The sequence below is a fragment of the Actinomadura sp. 6N118 genome (assembly GCF_044326415.1).
Lineage (GTDB): Bacteria > Actinomycetota > Actinomycetes > Streptosporangiales > Streptosporangiaceae > Spirillospora.
This window is the reverse complement of record NZ_JBIRAZ010000032.1, coordinates 41,512-62,827: the sequence shown is the minus strand read 5'-3', so window position 1 is coordinate 62,827 and position 21,316 is coordinate 41,512. Positions and strand designations below refer to the sequence as shown.

The following is a 21,316-nucleotide window of genomic DNA, read 5'->3' as shown; positions in this document are numbered from 1 at the left end:
CCCCGACCCAGCGACCTCCATGAAGACCGGGTCAGCTGATTGCACGCTGGCAAGAAGACATGCTAGAACCGTCTTAGCCGGTTCCGCGATGGCCAGGAGGCCTCATGCCCCGTCTCACCAGCGACGTGCAAGCATTTGAAGCCCACGCAACTGACGCTGACCTCGACGATCTGCGCGCGCGGCTGGCCGCGGCGCGGCTACCGGAGGCCGAGACGGTCTATCTCGCCGCGCCCGACCCTCGCCGATGGGAACAGGGCGTTCCTCTCGCCGACCTCGTCGATGTCGTGAACTACTGGCGCACCGGGTACAACTGGCGGTCGTTCGAAGAGCGCCTTAACCGCGTCGGCCAGTTCCGCACGACCATTGACAATCTGGGAATCCACTTCCTGCACCGCCGATCCGCGCGCGCAGATGCCACTCCTCTGATCTTGACGCACGGCTGGCCAGACAGCATTGCTCGGTTCATCGATGTAGTAGACGAACTGGCAGATCCGAAAAATGCATACGTGCCGGCGTTCCACGTCGTGGTCCCGTCGCTACCAGGCTTTGGTTACAGCGACAAGCCGGCCACCACCGGGTGGGGAACCGAAAAGATCGCGGCCGCGTGGGTGGAACTGATGGAAAGGCTCGGCTACAGCAAGTTCGTAGCCCACGGTGGTGACTGGGGAGGTAATATCACCACGGTTCTCGGCGGCAGGTTCCCGGCGCACGTTCTCGGCATCCACACAACGTTCGCGGAGGGGCCGCCCGGATTGACAACGGATGGGCTGACGGCGGTCGAGCGCAAGTGGACCGAGGAAACCCGCGATTTCTGGCGCCACCGCGCGGCGTACGCGAAGCAGCAGGCGACCCGACCGCAGACCATCGGCTATTCGCTCGTCGACTCACCGGTCGGGCTTCTTGCCTGGATCCTTGACAAGTTCGCCGAGTGGTCAGATACCGAAGACAGCCCGTTCGAGACGATTTCCAGAGACCGCGTTCTTGACGACGTCACCCTGTATTGGCTGACGCGGACCGGCGCATCGGCGGCCCGCATTTACTACGAAAGCCACAACTCGCTGGACCCCGAACTTCGGGTCGACGTCCCGTCAGCACTCACTATGTATCCCCGCGACGTCGAGAAGTGTCCGCGCCCCTGGGCACAGGAGCGGTACCGACAGATCGTCCGATGGAGGTCGCCCGAAAGCGGGGGACATTTCCCGTCGCTGGAGGTTCCCGAGTATTTCGTCAAGGACCTGCAAGAAGGCCTCGCGGCAGTGCTGGCCGCTCATCGGTGAACGCAGCTGGGTGCCGGGACTCGGGACCGACCGAAGCGATCAACGGCGGCCCCGAACACCTGCGCGGCTCCGCGCTGGGTTTCCGCGACCTCACGAACTACATCGCAAGATCACTACTCGAGGCTGGCGGGCTCAGACCACAACTACTCAGATCGGATGTGCCCGGAAAGTTTTTGAAAGAAATCCGGGAGGCGGTGTCGGATCGGGGCGGTGGTGTTCGTGGCAGGGGTGAGGCCGCCCACGGGGGCGGCGCTGAGGTAGAGGAGCCGCGATCATGAAGCTGACGACGATGACTCAGGTCACCATCGATGGAGTGATGCAGGGCAACGGCGCCGCGTCGGACGACCGCAGGAACGGATTCGAGCGCGGCGGATGGGCCCGGGGCAAGGGCGACAACGAGACCCTGGCGTTCATCAAGCAGACCTACCAGCGCGCTGAGGCGTTCCTGTTCGGCCGGCGGACCTACGAGCTGTTCGCCGGCTCGTGGGGGACCCTTACGGTCCAGGATGTCCCTGGCTGGGAGGGCGTCGTGGACGCGTTGAACACACGGCCGAAGTACGTGGCGTCGACCACGCTCACCGATCCGGTGTGGTCGGACACGACCGTCCTGTCCGGAGACATCGCGGCCGCCGTCCGAGAGTTGAAGGCCAAGCCGGGGGGTGAGTTGCAGGTGCACGGCAGTGGCATCCTGACCCGGTGGCTGCTGGAGAACGACCTGGTCGACGAGGTGACTCTGCTCACCGTCCCGGTGGTCGTCGGTCAGGGCGCGCGGTTGTTCCCGGACGCGGGCCCGGATCTTGCGCTCGACCTGGTCGAGTCGCACGTCGACTCCAGGGGCGTGACGATCCAGGTCTACCGGCCGGCAGGGCGCCCGCAGTATGCAACGGCTTGAGGTCCCTGACCACCGAGCCACGCTGTCTTGACACCACAGGAGATGATCTTCAGATGCGGTACCTGGTTTCCGTGATCGATGACAAGAGCAATCCCGGCAGCACGGACAGGCAGCCTGCCATCAGCGCGTTCAACGAACGACTGATCGCCGAGGGCTACTGGGTTTTCGCGGGCGGACTCGCGGACACCGACGCGGCCACGGTCATCGACAACCGGGGCGAGGAGGCGGTGTTCAGCGACGGGCCTTTCGTGGAGTCGAAGGAGTACCTCGCCGGCATCTGGGTGTGGGAGGCCCCCGATCTGGATGTGGCGCTCAAACTCGCCGCCGAGGCGTCGAAGGTCTGCGATCGGAAGATCGAAGTGCGGCCGTTCCAGTGAGCGACGTCGAGGAGGCGATCACCCGGGTCCACCGAGAGGAGTGGGCGCGGGTGGTCGCCTCCCTGACCAGGCGTTTTGGTGACCTCGACATCGCCGAGGAGGCGGCCGCCGAGGCGTTCGCGACCGCCGTGCAGCGGTGGCCGGCGGGCGGCGTGCCGCCCAACCCCGGCGCCTGGCTGACCACCACCGCCAACCGCAAGGCCATCGACCGGATCCGGCGCGAGAACAAACGCGACGACAAGCACAAGGAGGCTCAGATGGTGTACGACGACGACCCGCCCGAGCCTGTCGGCGCCATCGACGACGACCGGCTCCGGCTGATCTTCACCTGCTGTCACCCGGCGCTGGCGATGCAGAGCCGCGTGGCGCTGACGCTGCGCATGGTCGGCGGTCTGACCGCGCCCGAGATCGCCCGCGCCTTCCTAGTACAAGAGACCGCCATGGAACGGCGGATCACCCGCGCGAAGGCCAAGATCAAGGCGGCTGGCATCCCCTACCGCGTGCCGTCCGCCGAGGACCTCCCGCAGCGTGTCACCGGCGTGCTCGCCGTGCTGTACCTGGTGTTCAACGAGGGCTACCTGGCCACCGGCCCCGACACCGACCCGGTACGGCACGACCTGACCACCGAAGCGATCCGGCTCACCCGCCTGATCCGTGCCCTCCTCCCCGACGACGGTGAGGTGGCCGGGCTGCTGGCGCTGATGCTGCTCATCGAGGCCCGCCGCACCGCCCGCGTCTCCACCAGCGGCGAACTGGTCTCCCTCGACGAGCAGGACCGCGGGGCCTGGGACGCGGAACTGATCGCCGAAGGCCACCGGCTGGTGCGCCAGCGCCTGGCCGCTGCCGCCGCTGGGATCGCGCCAGGCCGCTACCAGATCCTCGCTGCGATCAACGCCGTGCACACCTCCGCCCGCGACATCCGCGACACCGACTGGTCACAGGTCCTCACCCTCTACGACCAGCTCCTCCGCCTCGACCCCTCACCCATCATCGCCCTCAACCGAGCCATCGCGGTCGCCGAGCTCGACGGCCCACAGGTGGCACTGGCAGCCATCGACCGCCTCCAGAACCAGCTGGCCGGCTATCACGCCTACCACGCCACTCGCGCCGACCTCCTGCGCCGCCTGGGCCAAAGCCAGCAGTCACGCGCCGCCTACGACAAAGCCATCGAACTGGCAGGCAACACCGCCGAGACCGCCTACCTGACCCGCCGCCGCGACCAACTGCGGTAGCGCCCACGAATCCCGATCGACACCCGCGCGCGCGATCACCACGCCCCACGCCCCACGATCGGGGAAAGTCCTCCCACGGCTCTTGTGACACCGTCGCTGAGCTGGGCGAACTCAATCGCGTGCATCAGGTGACGCCAGCCTTACCGGCACCCCGCACCGGGTGGAGATCTTCCTTAGCTCCTCCAGCAGCTCGGGCGGTCCGTCCACCGTGAAGTCGGCGTCGAGCATGAGGATGTGCAGGGCGAGCTGATGAGGGGTGTCGGCGCCCGCGTGGACGATGCACGTGTTGTTGTCCACCCGATCCACCTGCACCGCGCTGGGCACCTTGATCGAGTCGGCCGGGGTGTGCACGGTCACCTGCGCCCGGTAACCGAAGAGCGCCGTGTCCACCCCCCGTGGAACCAGGTCGGGCGGTGGCGACTCCCGGGGGGTGAAGCGAGGTCCGTGCGGGATCCGCAGCGTCATCCGGTCGGCCCGGAACGTCCGCCAGTCCTGTCGGTGCACGTCCCAGGCGACCAGATACCAGCGTCGGTTCATGTGCACGAGCTGGTACGGCTCGGTGTCCCGGACCTGATCATCACCGGCATGCGTGCGATAGTCGAAGCGCAGCCGGTGATGGTCCCGGCAGGCGGCGCTGATGGTGGTGAGGGTCTCGGCATCGACGGGGGCGCTGGCCGCTGTGATCGGTGTGGTGTGGCTGTACAGGGCGTTGACCCGATCGCGCAGCCGCGACGGGAGCACCTGCTCCAGCTTGGCCAGAGCCCGCACCGATGTCTCCTCGATGCCCGTGACCGCGCCACCGGCGGCGGTGCGCAGGCCCACGGCCACCGCGACGGCTTCCTCGTCATCGAGCAGCAGGGGAGGCAACGCCCCTCCCGCCCCCAATCGGTAGCCCCCGATCGCGCCCATCGTGGCTTGAATCGGATAGCCGAGGTTGCGCAGCTTGTCGATGTCATAGCGGATCGTGCGCGGACTGACCTCCAGGCGCTGGGCCAACTCCGAACCTGACCATTCGGAACGGGTCTGCAGCAGAGAAAGCAGAATCAAAAGGCGAGAAGCCGTCATCTAGGCAATCATATTGCCTAGATGAGGTGGAGGGTGGTCGTCATGGAAACCTTCAGCATCAGCATCCCCCAGGCAGACATCGACGACCTCCGCGAGAGGCTGGGCAGGACGCGCCTGCCCAGCGAGGTCCCCGGCGCCGGCTGGGAGCGGGGCGTCCCCGTCTCCTACCTCGCCGAACTCCTCGAGTACTGGGCAACGACCTACGACTGGCGTGTCTACGAGGCCAGGCTCAACGCCTACCCGCAGTTCCGGACCGACATCGACGGCCAGCGGATCCATTTCCTGCATGTTCGCTCGCCCAACCCGGACGCGCTGCCGCTGATCCTCACTCACGGCTGGCCCAGCTCCGTCGTGGAGTTCCTGGACGTGATCGAACCGCTGTCCCGAGACTTTCACCTGGTCATCCCCTCCCTTCCGGGATTCGGATTCTCCGGGCCGCAGCCGGACGCCGGCTGGACGCTCAACCGCATCGCCCGCGCCTGGGCCGAGCTCATGGCGCGGCTGGGTTATGACGAATACGGCGCGCAGGGCGGCGACTGGGGATCTGGAGTCGCCCGGGAGCTCGGCCGCGTCGCCCCCGACCACGTGGTCGGAATCCATATCAACTATCTGCTGACCTTCCCCACCGGTCCCGTTGACGACCTCGACGAGAAGGACCGCAGCCGGCTCGAGGGCCTTGAGCGCTTCACCGGCGATCTCGGCGGATACATGGCCATTCAGTCCACCCGGCCGCAGACGCTCGCCTACGGCCTGGCCGACTCACCCGCCGGACAGCTCGCCTGGATCGCCGAGAAGTTCAAGGAGTGGACCGACGAAGAGATCGACCGCGACTACCTGCTCACGAACGTGACGATCTACTGGCTCACCAACACCGCCTCCTCCGCCGCCCAGATCTACTGGGAGTTCACCCACGCCTGGAGCATGCCGGAGCGCTCGCCGGTGCCCACCGGTGTGGCGGTCTTCCCGCACGACATCGCACTGCCCGTCCGCAAGTTCGCCGAGCAGACCGACACGATCGTGCACTGGACGGAGTTCGACCACGGCGGCCACTTCGCCGCCCTGGAGCAGCCGAAACAGCTCGCCGAGGACATCCGCGCCTTCTACCGGGCACTCTAGGCAAGCGCGCCCCACCCACATCAACGACCGTCGCGGCCGGCGGATCACCAGACCGCCGGCCGTACAACGTGGCCTGTCGTGGTGGCGGTGATGACGCGTCCGATGCGGAACCATGAGTCATAACATCGTCTATGGCGATTGACTTAATCGGAAACCATCGCTTTTCATAATGCACTGACTCGCCTAGCGTCATTGTCATGACGACGTATTTTGAAGAGCTGGAGCCGACTCCCGAGCAACTGTCCAGTCCTCGCGGCGCACCCCTGACAGCACTCACCTGGGCGGACGTACGGACGCGGGTGGCCGAAGCGGGCGACTACCTGCTCGCCACCACCTCCCCGGACGAGCGGCCGCACGTGGTGCCGGTGCTGGGTGTATGGCTCGAAGGAACGGTCTGTTTCGTCACCAACCGGCAGACCCGCAAGGCCCGCAACCTCGCGCGGAACAACGCCTGCGCGATCACGGTGCCCGGTCCTGATGTCGACTTGGTTTTCGAAGGCGCCGCTCATCACGTTCGGGACGCAGCCCGACTGCGACAAATTGCGGACCTGTTTCCGGCCAAGTATCCGTGGTGGCATCCGTTCGTCAGAGACGGCGAGTTCTACGACCCGTCCGACACCGCCCTCAGCGATCCTCGGCACGTCTACGCGATTGAGCCGGCGCAGGTGTTCGCATTCGGTAAGGAGAAGGGGTTCAGCGCCACCCGCTGGCGCTTCTAGACGCTCCGACCGCACGTGGCCCCCCAGCTCGGCGAATGTTTCGTACCCTGTCCGGTCTCTGAGCCAGAACCCGCCGTCAGCCGCCCGTCAGGAACGTTGGCCGGGACTGCCGACGATCTTCTGGTCGATGGAGGCGTACCAGCCGAGGATCGTTCCCACCTTGTAGGTGACCGTGGCGCCGTTCGGTGCCTTGTCGGTGTGCTCGCGGGCGACCTCGTACCGGGTGCCGAGATAGCGGAACGTGGCCGGGTCGAGCACGATGCTCTTGCGATCTCCCCTCTCGTCGGTCCGGGAGAACGCGGCACCCTTGCGGCCGGCTGCATCGACCACGTCACGGCGCAGTTCCACACCGCTCACCTTGGGAAGCGCACGGTAGATCGCGGCTCGCAGCTTGGGGGGCAGCGGGTCTTCCAGGATCCAGCTCATCGTCTCGAAGACCGATTGGTGGCCCTGTCCGCCGGGGCCCCCGACGTAAGGATCGGCGTAGAGCGTGCGCAGGAGCGCGTTGGGTTCCGTCGGCAGCTTGGAGTAGTTGCCCAGGTGGAAGGAGGGCGTCTTCTCCTTGTCGTTCTCGGGCGTGATGTCGTGGTCCACCTGAAGCTTGCCGTCGACCATCTCGGCGGTGGCCTTGCCATCGGCCCGCACCCATCCCTCGGCACTCTCCCGGCCCTTGAGATCTACGCCCTTCCACGGTCGGTTCATGTCGAAACCAGTCGCCGTCACGGACCTGGTGTAGATCCACTGCTTCGGACGTGGCGGCGTGTAGGGCTGGTTCTCGACGGCGGTCGCGGCGCGGTCACCCAGTTCGGACGCGTTCGCGATCGGCACGGCGGAGGGCGTACCGCCCACGGTCTGCGCCACGGTGATCCCGCCGGCCATGGCCGCGGCGAGCGCCCCGGCCAGTCCCAGACGCAGCACCGTCCGGCGCCGTCGTGGAACGTTCGGCCGCGGCTCGGGTGCGTTCGTCTCGGTAGCCAGCGTTCGCAGGCGGCCCCGCACCAAGTCCTCGACCGCGTCGGGCATCGCCGGGGTGGCGCGGCGCAGTTCCTTGACCATCTTCAGCTCGTCCATCGAGTCACGACTCCTGTTCTGTGGTCGGATCGGTGTCACCGAAGGCCGCGCGGACCGTGCGGCGGGCCCGGTTGAGACGCGAGCGCACGGTCCCCACCGGGATGTTGAGCGCGGCCGCGGTCTCCTCGTAGGTCAGATCGGCCCAGGCGATGAGCAGCAGCACGTCGCGGTCACGCCGGTGCAGGCGTGCGAGTGCGCCCGCGAGCCGCCGGTCCTGGGCCTGGGCGGCGACCCGCCGAACGGCTGCCTCGGCGATCGGCTCCTGGGCCGGGTCGACGCCGGTGCGCAGCAACGTGCGGTAGTGCCGCTCCTCGGTGCGCCGGTGCTTGGCGATGAGGTTCGTGGCGATCCCGTACAGCCAGGGCCGGGCCAGCGGCTCCGCGAGGTTGTAGGCGGCGCGGCGGCGGAACGCTACGAAGAACGTCTCGCCGACGATGTCCTCGGCGGCATCGGCACCCAGACGGCGTGCCGCGTAATCGTAGATCCGGCGTCCGTGGCGGTCGAAGAGCCCGGAGAACCACTCCGGCTCGGTCAGCGACCGCCGGATCAACCCTGCGTCATCGAGTGCCCCTGCCTCGCGCGGATCGGTCGCGGCCGCCGTCACGGCGAACCCCTGTGCCAGTGCGTCATGGTTTCCCTTCGTTCCGGGGGTGAGCACTGGTTGTTGCCAGGAACTCGCCGGAGGGTTCACGTTTCGCCGGGCGCCTTAAGGGTTCACGTTTCTCCGGGCGCCAGCACCAGCGAGACCAAACGGTCGGCGCGCATAGGAAAACTCGACCGGAAATACACGACACAGGATGTCGTGATTCGTTGGGAGGCTGATCAACACGACGTCAACGATGGTGGCTACCGAGCCCATGGACGTACGTACCCCCAATGAATCGAATGGAGCAGGTGTGGCAGTGGAACGAACGGCGGTCAACCCGGTGGCGTGGTCGCTGGAGATGGGATTCAACCAGGGTGAGGTCGTCTCCGGGCACACCCGGACTCTCTACTGCTCCGGGCAGACCGCGATGAGCGGCGAAGGCAAGCCCCAGCATGCCGGTGACATGGCGGCGCAGTTGGCGTTGAGCCTCGACAACCTGGAGGCCGTTCTCGGCGAGGCCGGGATGTCCCTGGCGAACCTCGTCCGGCTCAACGTCTACACCACAGACGTCGATCTGCTCTTCCCGCATTACGGCGTGCTGGCGTCGCGGTTGGGCGCCGCACAGGTGGCGCCGACCACCACGATGCTCGGGGTGACACGGCTGGCGATCCCCGACCTGATGGTCGAGCTTGAGGGGACCGCCGTCGCGTAATGCGACCTCGCCGCCTCCGGCAGGGCTGCCGGAGGCGGCACGAGTAGTAGGTGGGTGATTTCCGGTGCTCAAAATGGTGACAATCGGCGTTTATGGCTTCGACGGCGAGTCGTTCCTGGAACGACTGCGGCACGCGGACGTCTGCCTGCTCCTCGACGTACGCCAGCGCCGCGGTGTCCGCGGATCCGAGTACGCGTGGGCGAACTCACTCCGGCTACAGGCGGCCCTTGCCCATGCCCGGATCGCCTACGAGCACCACCCCGAGCTCGCCCCGACCACGGAGCTACGCCAGCTCCAATACGCCGAGGATGACCGCCAAGGGGTCGGCAAGCGCTCGCGCCGCGAACTCGCCGCCGAGTACACCCGCCGCTACACCACCGAGATCCTCGACCGCGCCGACCTCACGCCGATCGTGTCGGCGCTGTCGATTGGCGGGACCGCAGCGCTGCTCTGTGTCGAGCGCGACCCTGAGGCCTGCCACCGCTCGTTGATCGCCCAGCGGTTGACCGAGCAGCACCACGTCACGATCGAACACCTGCGCCCGTTGTGATGGACGAGCTGGATGCCACGCTGCACCGGATCGGGCAGCACTACTTCCGCGCAAAGTTCCGGCTACGTGGCCGGGACCGTGCGGTGGTCGACCTGCGCGGCATCGCAACCGTACGCAGACACGCCGAGGAGCTGATCGAGCGGAGGCTGGCCCCCGCCGAATTCAAGGGAGGGTCAGGATCACTGGGCCGTCGTCGGTGACTGCCACCGAGTGCTCGACGTGGACCGTTCGGCTGCCGTCTCCGCTGCACAGGGACCAGCCGTCCTCGGCCATCTGGTAGGCGTCCGCGCCTCCGGCCATCAGGCTGGGCTCGATGGCGATGACCAGGCCGGGGCGGAGCCGCAACCCGCGCCCGGGGCGGCCTTCGTTGGGCACGAACGGGTCCTCATGCATGGCTCGCCCGATACCGTGGCCGGCGAAGTCGTTCTGGATGCCGTAATCAGCCGCGCGGCCGATGCGGGACATGGCCTGGCCGATGTCGCCCAGCCGCGCGCCCGGCACGGCCTGCTTGATTCCGGCGGCCAGCATGCGCTCAGCCGTCGCGATTAGTTCGCCGTCGCCCCGGCGCGCCTGGCCGACGCAGAAGCTGACAGCGGCGTCGGCATGCCAGCCATCGATGTGGGCTCCGCAGTCGATGCTCAGCAGGTCGCCGTCACGGAGCCGGTAGCCGGTGGGCAGGCCGTGCAGCATGACCTCGTTCACCGACGTGCAGATCACGCCAGGGTAGGGAGTGGCGCCGAATGCCGGGTGGTAGCCGAGAAAGGACGATCCGGCCCCGGCCTCGTGCATGATCTGACGGGCCAGTTCGTCGAGCTCGTGCAGGGACACCCCGACGGCCGCATGCGAACGGACCTGCGCGTGCACCGCCGCGACGACCCGGCCGGCCTCGCGCATCGTCTCGATCTCGCCGGCGGTCTTGAGCTCGATCAACTGCTGCCTCCTTCTAGAGGCCAATAACTATACCGGTATTAGTATTGGGCTCATGGTACGAGAACCGCTGTCGATCGCCGACCGCCTGCGCGGGGAACGGCTGGGCGACTTGCTGCGCGAGGCCAGGGGGTCGCGCAGCATCACCGACGTGGCGCTCCAGGCCGGAATCTCCCCAGAGACGCTGCGCAAGATCGAGAGGGGCCGCATCCCCACACCGGCCTTCTTCACGGTCGTCGCCGTCGCCGGAGTTCTGGAACTGTCACTCGACGCGCTGCTGGCCCAGGTCAGCCTGTCCGAAATGGCCGCGCAAGCCACAGGCGAAGCCATCGCGAACGCTCCGGCTGACGGCGCACGCATAGCCACCGGGTAACGGGTTCCCCCGCCTGAAGGCGGGGCTTTCAGCCCTGGTGGCTGAGGCCTGCCGTTACCAGCACAAGCCAACACGCATTTGGGAGGTGACTTGGTTGGCTACGTTCCGTGCAGGACGGAAGACCCACCCCTCTGTGCTTCCTCAGCAGATGGCTCTGGAATTCGGTTCAGCAGACAACCCCGGGAACAGGGACGAAACGGGGACCGAACACCGCTCTCGGGCGGTATCCGGTGCGGGACATGTGCGAGAGGAGACCACCGTCGTTTCACCTGGCGACGGTGGCGTCACCCCCGCGCCCGTGAGGGCCGGGGAGATGCCGCGTGAGCGGCACCCATCACCATCTGTCGGTCATCCGTCGGTGTTCGTGCTGGACAAGCATGGGACACCGTTGCAGCCCTGCCACCCGGCCCGAGCGCGGGAGTTGCTGCGTAAGGGCCGGGCGGTGGTGCATCGTCACACCCCGTTGGTCATCCGGCTCAAAGACCGGGAGGCCGCCGACTCGGAGGTGGACGGGGTGGAGGCCGGGATCGATCCGGGCTCTCAGCACACCGGCATCGCGGTGTTCACCGCCCAAGGCGGTGAGCGGCGGGGCCGGTATGCGATCCAACTCGACCACCGCGGCGCCACCATCGGCAAGAAAATGGAGCAGCGCGCCGGCTACCGGAGGCGCCGGCGGTCGGCGAACCTGCGGTACCGCGCACCCCGGTTCAACAACCGGAAGCGGCCGCAGGGGTGGCTGGCGCCGTCCCTGCGGCATCGGGTGGACACCGCCGTGTCGTGGGTGGACCGGCTGTCGCGCTGGGCCCCCGTACGGGCGGTGCATGTGGAACGCGTCGCGTTCGACACCCACCTCCTCAGCGCCGGAGGGCCGCTGGAGGGCATGGAGTACCAGCACGGGACCCTGCACGGCTACGAGGTGCGCGAGTACCTGCTGGCCAAGTGGGGCCGGGTCTGCGTCTACTGCGCCGCTACCGACACCCCGCTCAACATCGACCACATCCACCCCCGGTCGCGGGGCGGCTCGGACCGGGTGTCGAACCTGACGCTCGCCTGCGTCCCCTGCAACCAGGCCAAATCCAACCGACCCATCGAAGAGTTCCTCGCCGCCAAACCCAAGATCCTGGCCAGGATCCTGGCGCAAGCCAAGACCCCGCTGCGGGACGCAGCGGCGGTCAACACGACCCGGTGGGCGCTGTGGCGCGCACTGGACGAACGCCTCCCGACCCACACCGCCTCCGGCGGCCGCACCAAGTGGAACCGCACCCGGCAGGGACTGCCCAAGACCCACACCCTCGACGCCCTCGCCGTCGGCAAACTCGACACCATCACCCAAGTGGTGGATCGGGTGCTGGTGGCGGGATGCTCGGGGCGCGGCACGCACTGCCGGACACGGACAGACAAGCACGGGTTCCCACGCCTGGCGCTGCCGCGCACCAAGGTCTTCCACGGGTTCCAGACCGGCGACCTCGTGCGCGCGGTCGTGCCCACCGGAACCAAGGCCGGCACCCACACCGGACGGGTCGCCGTTCGCAAGAGCGGCTCCTTCAACATCACCACCCGCCACGGCACCGTCCAGGGCATCCACCACCGACACGTCCGGCTCCTGCAACGAGCCGACGGATACGCCTACACCACCCGCACCAGCAAGGAACCTTGAAACGTGACCGACCACCACCCGACACCAGGATCCACCCAGACAGCGAATCCTCGGCCCTGGCCTGCCCCGCAGGGGCCTCCGTTTCCTCCCCGCCCCAAGGGACAGGGTCTCCACAGAGAAAGCCGATGAAAAACGGCCCGGCGAGGCGCCTTCCCGTGAAACGGCCCCACCAACTCCCTGTGGCGAGGCGGTGCCGGCGCGGTGTTCACCAGGTGATTCCGGCTGCCACCGGCCGGTGGTCGCTGCCGGTGGTCGGCAGCACCCACGAGCTTTCCGGCTCCACGCCTCTGACCAGGATCTGGTCGATCCGCACCATCGGGAACGTCGCCGGCCAGCTGAAGCCGAATCCGTCCCCGGCCGCGTCCTGGGCCGAGCGCATCTGCGAGGTGATGTCGTCGAACGCGCGGTCGTCCATGGTGCCGTTCAGATCGCCGAGCAGTACCACCCGCTCGTTCTGCTCGGCGGCGATGGCCTTGCCGAGCGCCTGCGCGTTTCTGTCACGGTGGGCTGTCCCGAAGCCCGCCCTGGGATTCACACGTACGGACCCCAGGTGGGCCACATACACCGCCAGCGGCCCCTTGTCGGTGGCCACCGTGGTACGCAGCGCCCGGTTGTAGTCCAGCTTGATGTCGACCGGCTTGGTGTCGCCCAGCGGCCCGGCGTCCATCTTGATGTCGACCGGCTGAGTGTCCGACAGCGGCAGCTTGCTCCACAGCCCGACCGTGCCTTGCACCGTGTGGTGCGGGTACGCCTTCGCCAGCTCCTTCTCGTACGTGGCCCGGGCCTGCTGGCTCAGTTCCTGCAGTGCCAGCACGTCCGCCCCGGAGGCGGCCAGGTCGCGGGCTGTACCGGCCGGGTCGGGGTTGTCGGCGCCGACGTTGTGGCTGGCCAGGGTGAGGTCGCTGCCCGGGTGGGACTTGTCGCTGAGCAGCCCGCCGAAGAGGTTAAGCCACACCATGACCGGCAGCAGCAGCGCGGCCACCGCGGAGGCGGAGCGGCGCCACAGCGCCCCGGCCAGCAGCACCGGGATGAACAGGCCGAACCACGGCAGGAGGGTCTCCACGAGGCTGCCCAGATTCCCGATCTGATTCGGGATCTCCGCGTGCAGCAGCATGAACAGGCCCAGCAGCAGCGCCAGCGCCGCGAGGATCAGGCCGCGCTTCCAGGGCCCAGGCTGCGAGACGATGCGAATCGCCCGGCGGATGTCCAGCGAGCCGGTGCGGATCGCCCTGCGGATGCCCGCGGAGCCGGTGGGGATCGCCCGGCGGATGTCCGCGCGCTGGGTCCCGGCACCGGTATCCCGGCTGCCGGCGTCGTCCTGTTCGGTCTCCGCCGTGTCCACCTGCGCCATCGTCTGTCCTCGCTCACTGCCGGTCACTGCTGCATCCTCGGGTTCTGGGTGGGGTCGGCATACATGCGCGGGCAACCACGATCGATCGCATTGGTGCGCAGTTGGTAGTGCCAGGATTCGTTTCGTAGTGCCAGGGGTTCGTTGCGGATCTGGCACAGCCCGCGCTAGGCACCATGCTCGGACGGCCACGCCGTCGCACTGGAGTGCCCGATGTCGACCGCGTCCCCCGACATATGAGGAGACGTCGCGGCGGTGGCCACCCATCGGGCAGCCGCGGCATTCGATGCCGCGTAGGAGGGCTTCAAGGTGGTGTAGGCGAGGAGGATGAGGAATTCTGCGCCTGGTCGCCGAGGGCTGTGGCGATCGTTGCCATGACGACTGTCAGGCCGACGACAAGGAGCCAGCGAATCCGGCGGGTCTGTGTTCGTGCCGAAGGTGGGGTTCGAGCCATACCGCCAGTCAAGACGGCGCGGTGTTGCCAGCACGTATGTGGTTTTCGATATGCCGACGATATGTGCCGGGGCTCGTAGTACGAGAGCATGCGTTTTGTTGATCGTCGAGGACGAACCCTGTCTGGCATGCTGAAGGCCGACCGGCCCCGGAGCGGTGTCAGCGCCAACTTGTGCTGGCCCGCCCGTGCCAGGCGTCTCAGGCGCACCGGCTGTGCCGGTGGTGCCGGGAGTGTCAGGTGTACCGGGCCGTGCCGGGCGTACAGGGCACGCGCAGGGGATCCCTTCCGCTCCTTTCGTGTCGGTTGGCGGTGGCCGCGCTTCAGCGCTGGTGGCGCTGCGGTGCCCGGGACACCATCTTGTGCGGCACCGGGCGACGGGTAAGGGCTTCTGGTTCGCCCTTACCCCTGCGGTCGTACGAGCCGGCAGCTCCAGGTGGCTTCCATGACACCCATGCAGGCGCGGTGATCAGGTGGCCTTGCCGCGGGCTATGTAGAGGTTCATGTCGGTGAAGTCGAGGGTGACGTTGTAGGGCTTCCAGAAGCAGTGGGCGAAGTAGCCCATCACGTCGAACCCTGACCCATAGGGCCAGGGCACGTTGGTCGGCTTGTTTGGGTTCGTGTAGCAGTAGACCTCCTTGGCGACGGCGTCGCCGAGGCGGATCTCCTTCGGGTAGCAGGGATAGGCGACGGCTGGGTGGCTGTGGGCGAACGTCCCGATCGGGCGGTCGTAGTCGGTGCGGATTCCCAACTGCTCGGCCGTTTCCCCGGACATGCCCGCGGCAATCTCGCCGACTCCGCCGACGTTCACGCCCACCACCCGTGCGTCGGAGCCGGCGAAGCTGCCCCTGCTGGACAGGTAGTGCTGACGGGCCAGCCACAGCGGCAGGGGCTTGGCGCCCGCCCGTGTGGCGTCGGCGCGCACCTTCCTGGCCGCCTCGGGGGTCGGGCGGCGCAGGATCAGCGACCGGCCCGCGTAGTCGAAGGTGGTCAGCAAGTGGTAGAAGACCCACGTGCCGATCATGCCGTCGCTGGGCCCCCCGGGATCAGCCGCGTTCGTGTCCGTCTCCGACCACTCCACGGGGATGTTGCGCAGTTCGATGCCGCCCAGCTTGAAGGAGTCCAGCACCCCGAAGTACATCCATGAGGTGCCGTCCAAGTAATCGATCTTCTGACTGGCGACGGCGCTCAGCCCGGCTTCCTTAGCTACTTCTGCGGACATGCCCAGCCATCCGGCGCCGGTGTAGAACGTGAACCGCTTCGGCGGTCCGCCGTTGACCGAGGCCTCTACCAGCGGTGACGGGTCCATCTGCTTCATTTGCAGCCGCGCGATGTCGCCGTTGATCTGATACGGCTTGCCGTGGACTGCCCCGAACCATTTGGCGTAGACGTCCTCGCCGGCTGCCTGCCAGCGTGGTACGGAGAGGGAGAATTTGTCTTGCCGGATGTAGCAGTCGCCCAGGAGCGCGTTGGTTTCCTTGTCCTTGGGCGCCAGGGTGAGGGCCAACGTGAGGTATTTCTCGGCGTCGGGGAACTTGTTGGCCAGTAGCCCGACATAGCCGCGCCGGCGGGCCGCGTGCACGTTCCTCGGGTCTTTTTTCAGGATCTCCTCGTACGCGCGGCCGGCCTGTTCGAATTTCCCGGCCTTGAACAACGCGTCCGCGTCACCGCTGTCGGCTTGTGCCGTGGCCGCCTTGCCCAGCAGCGGTGTGGTCGCGGCGGCACCGGCCACCACGGCGGCGCCCCGCAACAGCGAACGCCGGTCCCATTCACCGTCATCAGCCACGGCCTTCTCCTTCTCCTGATCACCTTCCGAAGCCGGGTCACCATGCCTCGGCACAGACCGCTGTGGTCCGTGCCTCCACTGAAGACGGAGGACTGTTGCGGTGGCGTATGCGCTTTTCGATACGCCCGCGATACACCCAATCCCCGACATCATGAAGCACGCCGGCAGTGAGATGGTCCGCGCCGCTGGTGATCGCGACAGCCCGGCCACTGCAGGTGCTGGACGACTCGGTGACCATTCGTTCTCGCTCCACATCTCGTCATGGACCTTGCGTCCAGTCCCCCAGGCTCGTACGGCGGCGAGCCGAGCCGGTCACAACTCAGGGTTGTCCCCGAGGTGCCCATTGCGGGCAGGCTCGTCCGGTCCCTCGCCTGTGACGTGTGTGGTTCCGACCCCCGGCAGGGCAGCTGACCTGCACCCATCCACTTCTCAACTTGATTCCAACCGCCCCCCGCCACTCTTGTGACTACCCGATCGGGGAGGCGGGCGGGCGCGGCGACCGCGACCTACCGATTGCCTGATCAGGGCCACCACGCACTGTCAATCGGGGGTCAGACCACCTGCGGTCGGCGTTGGTCCGAAGCGCTGACACGCAACCGGTCGCGGTCACGGACCGGAACACATCAGAAAGGGACACCATGCGCATCAATAGGTTGGTTCAGCGGTCACTTCTCGTCGGCGCGATTGCCGCTGGCAGCGCGGTGGCAGTGCCTGCCGCCGCCGAGGCCTACAGCTGCAAGTGGACGTATGTGAAGAACATCGGCGGGGGCACGGGTGCCTCCGCCAGCATCTTCGCCAAGGACTGCAAAGACGGCCACTACGTGAAGGGCAAGATCTACGACAACAAGGCGGACGGGCGCAACGCCGTAGTCACCATCGGCTACAACGACTGGGGTACGTGGGACGGCAAGGGCGACAGGGCCAGCTACTCCTACAAGGCCAAGACCTCCAAGAAGTCGATCAAGGTCTACGTCAAGGCGTGCAAGTACGAAGCTGCTTATGGGCCGCTCTGCAAAACCACGGGGAGCAGGACCGTTAAGTTCAAGTAGCGAGAGCCGCGCAGACGTGATGGAGGAGCGGGGTCCCGCTCCTCCATCGCCCTTTTCACCCACCGGGCCAAGCAGGAGGCAAGTGCCGCCGGTGAGCCACCTCCATAAGCCCGATCGCAAGATCGCGCGGCTGCGGGAGCTGGGTGCGGCCGAGGAGCCGGAGCGTCGCTACGACATGAGTGGCTACGCCTGCGACGGTCGCCAACCATGCGGGAGATGCTCCGAGAGCAAGTCTCAACCGGCTACCCGCGCGTACTGGCTGTGTCGCACACCGATCGCTAGCCGGGCGTCCCGTCGCGCTCGCTTCTCCGGGCGAGGCTCTGGGCTTGCCCTGCGTGTATGTCGCTTACCCACTCCCAGCCGGGCTTGGCCGATGGGCCGAGCCGCGGGTCATCGGGAGCATGGCCGTCACGCAAGGCATGCACGTAGGCCCGATCCAGGTCGATTCGTGCGCGTAGCTGATCAGCTTCGCCGGAGGACCCGTGACCGGGGACGAGGACATCAGCGTCGCCCGCCACGCCCTCGAGCAGCCGCAGCCCAACGAGGTAGTCCTCAATCGGGTCATTGGTGTCGTTCCAGGTGTCGAGCATCGGAATCAGGACATCAGAAAGCATGTCGCCGGCGACGAGAACCCCGCGTTCCTCGATCAGCAGCGCTGCATGGCCCGGGGCATGAGCCGGATGCTCAATAATCCGGACGTGAGGGCCATCCCAAGGAATCCGCGCAGTTTCGGCAGGCAGACCGGTAATGAGGCCGAACAGGTCCAGCGGCGTCTCCTCGGCGATTTCCGGCGGCAACCCCTCGGCGACGCGGGCCTTCCAGTCCGCCTTCGACCGCAGATCTCGCATATAAGCCGCACAGCGGGCTGTACCGTAACGGGGCGCTTCGCCGAGCTCGGCGTGCCAGAGCACGTGATCCCAATCAGGATGCGTCGCGAAGCCTGCCGCAACGGGCTGGCCCAACTCGCGAAGGTCGTTCGCGAGGCAGGCCATTTCATCGCCTGTTATCCCGGGGTCGACGAGCAACACGCCAGCCCCGCCCTCCACGACGACCGTGTTGTTCTGGAGCAACTCGCTCTGGTGGACCAGCACACCCTCCGCGACCTGCCTCAGCACGAGCTCGCCTCCCTTGCATCCCGGATGTCGTAGCGATGCATCGTGACGCCCCGCTCGAACGATTGCTGCTCGGGCGGGGCGAGCTCGATCGGCACGACGGCGTCGGCTGTGACCTTGCGCTGTGGTTCGGTGTTGTTGTCAGGCATGGTGGGTCCGTTCTCACTGTTGACGGTCCAATAAACAGTGTCCGCTAGACGCTGTGTACGATAGACACAGATTGAGTCGGCAGCAAGCCATTTCTGGAGGAACGCTTGGACAGCACCGTTGAGCTGCTTTGGGGGGTGCGGCCACCGCCGAACCGAGGGCCCAAGCCTGGGTTCACCATCGAAGAGATCGCCGGGGCCGCGATGGGCATCGCCGATGCCGAAGGGCTCGCCGCGCTGTCCATGCAGCGGGTCGCCGGCGAACTCGGCTTCACCAAGATGGCGCTGTACCGCTACGTCAGCGGAAAGGCCGAGCTGATCGCCGTCATGATCGAGGAAGCCGTGGGCGAGCCGTTCGATCTCAGTGCGGTCCCAGGCGGCTGGCGTGGCAAGCTCGAACAGTGGGCCCACCAGCTGTGGGTGACCTGGGACCGCCACCCGTGGCTGCCCGGCGCCACCGTTGGCGAACGGGTCATGGGCCCGAAAGAGGTCGCCTGGACCGAGATCGCGGTTGCCGCCCTGGCCGAGACCGGGTTGAGCGGCAGCGAGCAGATGGACGCGGTCCTCCTGCTCAGCGGCCACGTTCGCAACACCCGATCAGTCACCTCGGCAGGCACTCAGCCCTGGACCACGCAGCGGCAGCTCAGCCCCGCCCTCAGCACCCTGCTCGACCAGGCCGCCGACCGCTTCCCCGCGCTGAGCGCCGCAATTGCATCCGCCGGGGACCCGGCCCCGGACAGAAGCCGTGAGTTCGGCCTCCAACGCCTCCTCGACGGTCTGGAAGTCCTCATCGACCAACGCACCGGCTGACGGAGCAAGCGCATCGTCCAGCACGGTCACCGCGGAAGACCGGAATCGCCGGGGGCGCTTGTCACCCGTCGGCGGAGTTCGCTGTTCAGGCGAGGCTGCGGCATAAGGCCAGTCCAGACGGAACAGCGGCGGTTGCAAACGGGCGCATCAGCCCAGGGCGACTGTGCAGGAGGCCTCGGAAAATGACAGGACGGCCGCGTGTTTCCCAGGCGACCACGCATGCAACGCCGCTCCAGGGCGGATGTGGAAACGTTCTATCGTCAGAGCCGTTGAGCGTCCGTGCTGGTGCCAAGGGGGTCGTGCCCGGCTCGCCGCCCAACCGCTCAACAGGCCGACGACACCGCTTCCCCCTCGCCAGAAGGGACCACGCCATGACTTCCCCGCACGCCTTCCCCTTGGAGCCCACCCCGATCCATGTGTCCGACGAGGTCCTCGATGACCTGCGCGCCCGTCTCACGTTGACCCGTCCGCCGCTGGACGAGGGGAATGGGGACTGGTCGTACGGCGTCCCGGACAGCTATCTGCGTGAGCTGGTCGCCTACTGGCGGGACGGTTACGACTGGCGCAAGGCCGAGGCCGCCATCAATGCCTACGAGCACTACCAGGCGAGCGTCGCCGGTGTCCCCGTGCACTTCATGCGCAAGCCTGGCCGCGGCCCTGGCCCGATCCCGTTGATCCTCACCCACGGCTGGCCGTGGACGTTCTGGCACTGGTCCAAGGTGATCGACCCGCTTGCCGACCCGGCCGCGTTCGGCGGTGACCCCGCTGACGCGTTCGACGTCATCGTGCCGTCCCTGCCCGGCTTCGGTTTCCCCGGCCCGCTCACCGGCTTTCCGGACGTCAACTTCTGGAAGGTCGCCGACCTCTGGCACACCCTGATGACCGAGACCCTGGGATATGACAAGTACGCCGCCGGGGGCTGCGACATAGGCGGGATCGTCTCCAGCCAGCTCGGCCACAAGTACGCCGACGAGCTGTACGGCATCCACATCGGCTCCGGGCTGCCGCTGGACTTCTTCACCGGCCCCCGCGCCTGGGACTTCGCCCGGAACCGGCCCCTCACCGACGACCAGCCCGCCGACGTCCGCGCCCGCATCATCGAGCTGGACCACCGCTGGGCGCCCCACCTCGCCGTGCACATGCTCGACGGCGCCACCCTGGCCCACGGGCTGAGCGACTCACCCGCCGGCCTGCTCGCCTGGCTGCTGGAGCGCTGGAACGCCTGGAGCGACAACGGCGGCGACATCGAATCCGTCTTCACCAAGGACGACCTGCTCACCCACGCCACGATCTACTGGGTGAACAACTCCATCGCCACCTCGATGCGTTACTACGCCAACGCCAACCGCTACCCCTGGACCCCCGCCCACGACCGCACCCCGGTCGTACAGGCCTCGGTCGGCCTCACGTTCGTCACGTACGAGAACCCGCCCGGCATCGACACCGCCGACGAGCGCGTCCAGGCGTTCAAGACCGGCCCGCAGGCAGCTTGGTTCAACCACGTCAACGTCAACGCCCATGACCACGGCGGCCACTTCATCCCCTGGGAGAACCCCGACGCCTGGGTGAACGACCTGCGCCGCACCTTCCACGGCCGCAGACCCTGAACGACCCCGCGGACCCGTCCGGAAACGCGCCAGGCGAACGCTGTCCGGCGAGAGCGCCCCCGTCGGCCGACCGGCCCGCACCGCCCGCCAGAGGGCCTCGTTCATCGTCGGGGGTCCCGGCGCCTCAGACTGCGCCGCCGTTGTCCCAGGCGGTGCCGCATCCCGGGATCGTGAACCTCGCCAGGCCCAGGCCGTAGTCGACCTTCTGCCCGCCGGACTCGACGACCGCGACTGTGTGCTGCATCTGTGTCGACCGGAGTTCGGGTACGCGGTGGACGCGTGCCCGCTGTGGTCGGCCCAGGACTGGGCGGCCGAGCAGATCCACGTCGTGCTGCGCGCCGCGGGCTGCGCGGAGTTCCTCACCCGCGCCGGGTTCTCGGTGGAGAGCCACGACCCGCTCGTGGCGGGATCTGCGATGACTTCACCGACCCGCCCGGCCCCCGGCCGCGCGCG

23 protein-coding genes are annotated in these 21,316 nt (G+C 67.4%); 14 read left to right on the top strand and 9 right to left on the bottom strand.

What is annotated here, in order from left to right:
* Positions 1-104 precede the first annotated feature (104 nt).
* From ACH34W_RS49430 to ACH34W_RS49415, 4 genes are all read left to right on the top strand, one after another.
* Positions 105-1,277, top strand: coding sequence for an epoxide hydrolase family protein (locus tag ACH34W_RS49430; RefSeq protein ID WP_395968229.1), 1,173 nt, complete (start codon positions 105-107; stop codon positions 1,275-1,277).
* Positions 1,278-1,551: 274 nt separating this feature from the next.
* Positions 1,552-2,169 carry a dihydrofolate reductase family protein gene (locus ACH34W_RS49425; RefSeq protein WP_395968228.1) on the top strand — a complete coding sequence of 206 codons (618 nt, stop codon included), beginning with the start codon at positions 1,552-1,554 and terminating at the stop codon, positions 2,167-2,169.
* 53 nt (positions 2,170-2,222) lie between these two features.
* Positions 2,223-2,546 carry a YciI family protein gene (locus ACH34W_RS49420; protein WP_395968227.1) on the top strand — a complete coding sequence of 108 codons (324 nt, stop codon included), beginning with the start codon at positions 2,223-2,225 and terminating at the stop codon, positions 2,544-2,546.
* Entirely contained in the window at positions 2,543-3,778 is a 1,236-nt protein-coding gene (locus tag ACH34W_RS49415) for an RNA polymerase sigma factor (RefSeq protein WP_395968226.1), read from the top strand. The genes ACH34W_RS49420 and ACH34W_RS49415 overlap by 4 nt, the downstream gene beginning before the upstream one ends.
* Before the next feature lie 111 nt (positions 3,779-3,889).
* Here the strand turns inward: ACH34W_RS49415 and ACH34W_RS49410 are convergent, their stop codons facing one another.
* A complete protein-coding gene (locus ACH34W_RS49410) occupies positions 3,890-4,843 on the bottom strand; it encodes a helix-turn-helix transcriptional regulator (protein ID WP_395968225.1) in 954 nt (317 codons plus the stop codon).
* Between the two features lie 42 nt (positions 4,844-4,885).
* Between ACH34W_RS49410 and ACH34W_RS49405 the strand changes: the two genes are divergently transcribed.
* The gene (locus ACH34W_RS49405; protein WP_395968224.1) at positions 4,886-5,959 is read left to right on the top strand and encodes an epoxide hydrolase family protein; all 1,074 of its coding nucleotides are present in this window, start codon (positions 4,886-4,888) and stop codon (positions 5,957-5,959) included.
* 197 nt (positions 5,960-6,156) lie between these two features.
* Positions 6,157-6,678, top strand: coding sequence for a pyridoxamine 5'-phosphate oxidase family protein (locus tag ACH34W_RS49400; RefSeq protein WP_395968223.1), 522 nt, complete (start codon positions 6,157-6,159; stop codon positions 6,676-6,678).
* Positions 6,679-6,765: 87 nt separating this feature from the next.
* On the opposite strand, the gene ACH34W_RS49395 is transcribed toward ACH34W_RS49400, so the two are convergent.
* Together ACH34W_RS49395 and ACH34W_RS49390 are read right to left on the bottom strand one after the other, a co-directional pair.
* Positions 6,766-7,749, bottom strand: a complete 984-nt coding sequence (locus ACH34W_RS49395; RefSeq protein WP_395968222.1) for a CU044_5270 family protein — start codon at positions 7,747-7,749, stop codon at positions 6,766-6,768.
* A 4-nt stretch (positions 7,750-7,753) separates the two neighbouring features.
* The gene (locus tag ACH34W_RS49390) at positions 7,754-8,353 is read right to left on the bottom strand and encodes an RNA polymerase sigma factor (RefSeq protein WP_395968221.1); all 600 of its coding nucleotides are present in this window, start codon (positions 8,351-8,353) and stop codon (positions 7,754-7,756) included.
* A gap of 298 nt (positions 8,354-8,651) precedes the next feature.
* Here ACH34W_RS49390 and ACH34W_RS49385 point away from each other — a divergent pair, with 298 nt between their 5' ends.
* The 3 genes from ACH34W_RS49385 (at position 8,652) to ACH34W_RS49375 (ending at position 9,797) form a co-directional block, all read left to right on the top strand.
* On the top strand, positions 8,652-9,047 hold the full coding sequence (locus ACH34W_RS49385; protein WP_395968259.1) for a RidA family protein: 396 nt from the start codon (positions 8,652-8,654) through the stop codon (positions 9,045-9,047).
* Between the two features lie 73 nt (positions 9,048-9,120).
* On the top strand, positions 9,121-9,597 hold the full coding sequence (locus ACH34W_RS49380) for a DUF488 family protein (protein ID WP_395968220.1): 477 nt from the start codon (positions 9,121-9,123) through the stop codon (positions 9,595-9,597).
* Positions 9,597-9,797: a DUF4186 family protein gene (locus tag ACH34W_RS49375; protein ID WP_395968219.1), complete on the top strand. Its 201-nt coding sequence runs from the start codon at positions 9,597-9,599 to the stop codon at positions 9,795-9,797. Before ACH34W_RS49380 ends, ACH34W_RS49375 begins: the two co-directional genes overlap by 1 nt.
* On the opposite strand, the gene map is transcribed toward ACH34W_RS49375, so the two are convergent.
* The gene (gene map, locus ACH34W_RS49370; RefSeq protein ID WP_395968218.1) at positions 9,760-10,527 is read right to left on the bottom strand and encodes a type I methionyl aminopeptidase; all 768 of its coding nucleotides are present in this window, start codon (positions 10,525-10,527) and stop codon (positions 9,760-9,762) included. The two genes, ACH34W_RS49375 and map, sit on opposite strands and share 38 nt — an antisense overlap.
* A 52-nt stretch (positions 10,528-10,579) precedes the next feature.
* Here map and ACH34W_RS49365 point away from each other — a divergent pair, with 52 nt between their 5' ends.
* Together ACH34W_RS49365 and iscB are read left to right on the top strand one after the other, a co-directional pair.
* Positions 10,580-10,897: a helix-turn-helix domain-containing protein gene (locus ACH34W_RS49365; RefSeq protein WP_395968217.1), complete on the top strand. Its 318-nt coding sequence runs from the start codon at positions 10,580-10,582 to the stop codon at positions 10,895-10,897.
* Positions 10,898-11,210: 313 nt separating this feature from the next.
* Positions 11,211-12,554 (top strand): RNA-guided endonuclease IscB, encoded by a 1,344-nt coding sequence (gene iscB, locus ACH34W_RS49360; protein WP_395968258.1) that lies wholly within the window; start codon positions 11,211-11,213, stop codon positions 12,552-12,554.
* Positions 12,555-12,759: 205 nt separating this feature from the next.
* Here iscB and ACH34W_RS49355 read toward each other — a convergent pair whose 3' ends face one another.
* Positions 12,760-13,905, bottom strand: coding sequence for an endonuclease/exonuclease/phosphatase family protein (locus ACH34W_RS49355; protein ID WP_395968216.1), 1,146 nt, complete (start codon positions 13,903-13,905; stop codon positions 12,760-12,762).
* Between the two features lie 917 nt (positions 13,906-14,822).
* The gene (locus tag ACH34W_RS49350) at positions 14,823-16,139 is read right to left on the bottom strand and encodes an aspartyl protease family protein (protein ID WP_395968215.1); all 1,317 of its coding nucleotides are present in this window, start codon (positions 16,137-16,139) and stop codon (positions 14,823-14,825) included.
* 638 nt (positions 16,140-16,777) lie between these two features.
* Here ACH34W_RS49350 and ACH34W_RS49345 point away from each other — a divergent pair.
* Positions 16,778-17,188, top strand: a complete 411-nt coding sequence (locus tag ACH34W_RS49345; RefSeq protein ID WP_395968214.1) for a hypothetical protein — start codon at positions 16,778-16,780, stop codon at positions 17,186-17,188.
* A gap of 278 nt (positions 17,189-17,466) precedes the next feature.
* Here ACH34W_RS49345 and ACH34W_RS49340 read toward each other — a convergent pair whose 3' ends face one another.
* Positions 17,467-18,303 (bottom strand): MBL fold metallo-hydrolase, encoded by an 837-nt coding sequence (locus ACH34W_RS49340; protein WP_395968213.1) that lies wholly within the window; start codon positions 18,301-18,303, stop codon positions 17,467-17,469.
* A complete protein-coding gene (locus tag ACH34W_RS49335) occupies positions 18,297-18,449 on the bottom strand; it encodes a hypothetical protein (protein ID WP_395968212.1) in 153 nt (50 codons plus the stop codon). Before ACH34W_RS49335 ends, ACH34W_RS49340 begins: the two co-directional genes overlap by 7 nt.
* 105 nt (positions 18,450-18,554) lie before the next feature.
* Here ACH34W_RS49335 and ACH34W_RS49330 point away from each other — a divergent pair, with 105 nt between their 5' ends.
* Together ACH34W_RS49330 and ACH34W_RS49325 are read left to right on the top strand one after the other, a co-directional pair.
* On the top strand, positions 18,555-19,256 hold the full coding sequence (locus tag ACH34W_RS49330) for a TetR/AcrR family transcriptional regulator (protein WP_395968211.1): 702 nt from the start codon (positions 18,555-18,557) through the stop codon (positions 19,254-19,256).
* 371 nt (positions 19,257-19,627) lie between these two features.
* On the top strand, positions 19,628-20,863 hold the full coding sequence (locus ACH34W_RS49325) for an epoxide hydrolase family protein (protein ID WP_395968210.1): 1,236 nt from the start codon (positions 19,628-19,630) through the stop codon (positions 20,861-20,863).
* A 124-nt stretch (positions 20,864-20,987) separates the two neighbouring features.
* Here the strand turns inward: ACH34W_RS49325 and ACH34W_RS49320 are convergent, their stop codons facing one another.
* Positions 20,988-21,254, bottom strand: coding sequence for a hypothetical protein (locus ACH34W_RS49320; RefSeq protein ID WP_395968209.1), 267 nt, complete (start codon positions 21,252-21,254; stop codon positions 20,988-20,990).
* Between the last annotated feature and the right edge of the window lie 62 nt (positions 21,255-21,316).

Coding starts and splice junctions, on each gene's coding strand:
- ACH34W_RS49345 (WP_395968214.1), top strand. CDS start 16,778: ATGCGCATCAATAGGTTGGTTCAGCGGTCACTTCTCGTCGGCGCGATT.
- iscB (WP_395968258.1), top strand. CDS start 11,211: ATGCCGCGTGAGCGGCACCCATCACCATCTGTCGGTCATCCGTCGGTG.
- ACH34W_RS49425 (WP_395968228.1), top strand. CDS start 1,552: ATGAAGCTGACGACGATGACTCAGGTCACCATCGATGGAGTGATGCAG.
- ACH34W_RS49375 (WP_395968219.1), top strand. CDS start 9,597: ATGGACGAGCTGGATGCCACGCTGCACCGGATCGGGCAGCACTACTTC.
- ACH34W_RS49405 (WP_395968224.1), top strand. CDS start 4,886: ATGGAAACCTTCAGCATCAGCATCCCCCAGGCAGACATCGACGACCTC.
- ACH34W_RS49365 (WP_395968217.1), top strand. CDS start 10,580: ATGGTACGAGAACCGCTGTCGATCGCCGACCGCCTGCGCGGGGAACGG.
- ACH34W_RS49325 (WP_395968210.1), top strand. CDS start 19,628: ATGACTTCCCCGCACGCCTTCCCCTTGGAGCCCACCCCGATCCATGTG.
- ACH34W_RS49380 (WP_395968220.1), top strand. CDS start 9,121: ATGGTGACAATCGGCGTTTATGGCTTCGACGGCGAGTCGTTCCTGGAA.
- ACH34W_RS49420 (WP_395968227.1), top strand. CDS start 2,223: ATGCGGTACCTGGTTTCCGTGATCGATGACAAGAGCAATCCCGGCAGC.
- ACH34W_RS49335 (WP_395968212.1), bottom strand. CDS start 18,449: ATGCCTGACAACAACACCGAACCACAGCGCAAGGTCACAGCCGACGCC.
- ACH34W_RS49400 (WP_395968223.1), top strand. CDS start 6,157: ATGACGACGTATTTTGAAGAGCTGGAGCCGACTCCCGAGCAACTGTCC.
- ACH34W_RS49355 (WP_395968216.1), bottom strand. CDS start 13,905: ATGGCGCAGGTGGACACGGCGGAGACCGAACAGGACGACGCCGGCAGC.
- ACH34W_RS49410 (WP_395968225.1), bottom strand. CDS start 4,843: ATGACGGCTTCTCGCCTTTTGATTCTGCTTTCTCTGCTGCAGACCCGT.
- ACH34W_RS49430 (WP_395968229.1), top strand. CDS start 105: ATGCCCCGTCTCACCAGCGACGTGCAAGCATTTGAAGCCCACGCAACT.
- ACH34W_RS49395 (WP_395968222.1), bottom strand. CDS start 7,749: ATGGACGAGCTGAAGATGGTCAAGGAACTGCGCCGCGCCACCCCGGCG.